The following is a 1050-nucleotide window of genomic DNA, read 5'->3' as shown; positions in this document are numbered from 1 at the left end:
TGGTCAGCAGGAGATCATCGATCCAGATCATCGAGGCGCGGAGGTGAAGGCCGGCGAGGTAGCTTTCCGGGCTCTTGTCATACCGGGTCGCGATGCCTCGCCAGGCCTTCAGTTTGTTGAAAAGACGCTCGACTGTGTTCCGTTCCTTGTAGAGCTCGGCGTCGAAGCTGACAGGCCGACCGCCTCGGCTGCCCTTCTTCTTCCGGTTGGCGGCCTGGTCCTTCTTCTCCGGGATGACCGCCTTGATGCGGCGTTCACGCAGGTGGACACGGTTGCCGCGAGACGAGTAGGCCTTGTCGCCGGCGACCGCGTCCGGTCGGGTGCGGGGACGGCCGACGGGTCCGCGGACCCGGACCTTCTTGAGTATGGGGATGAACTGTGGACTGTCCGCGGCCTGCCCCTCGGTCAGGATGAACACCAGCGGTCGGCACTTCCGGTCGCCGGCGCCATGGATCTTGCTCGTCTGCCCGCCCCTGGAGCGCCCGAGTAGAGCAGCTTTCAGCCGGAGCTTGCGCCGACGCCGGATTCGTCGCTGCTCTTCCCGTTCCGAGCCGTCCGGGGCGTCCTGCCCGTCTTGTCCTTGCGGACTGCCCCCTTTTGCCGGGCCTTCTCCGCCTCGTCGGCAGCTTTCTCCAGGGCGGTCATGGCATCGCAGTCGAGGTGCATCCCGGCGGCGTCGTGGTGTGCCCGGACGGTGGTGGAGTCCACGCTGACCAGGGATAGGTCCACCTCACCCCGCTTCGCGGCCTCCGCGATCACCCCCTCCAGCAGGGCTTCGAAGACGCCGGCGTCCCTCCAGACCCGAAAGCGACCGTAGACGGTCGGCCAGGGACCGAACTCGGAGGGCATCTCCCGCCACTGGGCGCCGGAGCGGAACCGCCAGATCACTCCCTCGAACTGATCCCGCAGCCGCTGGGGATACGGGCCGTACTCGCCGATCGGCAAGTACGGCTCGATGAACGTCCACTGCTCGTCGGTGAGTTGCCTACGTGTCACACGCAACGTCCTACCGGATCCCGCTTTCGAGCAAGCACGAAACCGCAATATTGA

The 1050-nt window shown here is 66.1% G+C and carries 1 pseudogene; it reads right to left on the bottom strand.

From position 1 onward, the window contains the following. A pseudogene (locus ACFU7Y_RS44180) lies at nucleotides 1–996 on the bottom strand (IS5 family transposase); the annotation flags it as partial. Nucleotides 997–1050: the final 54 nt, after the last annotated feature.

Origin of the sequence: Kitasatospora sp. NPDC057542 (assembly GCF_042801945.1) — a bacterium.
GTDB lineage: Bacteria > Actinomycetota > Actinomycetes > Streptomycetales > Streptomycetaceae > Kitasatospora.
The sequence above is the reverse complement of the archived record's forward strand: the minus strand, read 5'-3'. Positions and strand labels throughout refer to the sequence as shown.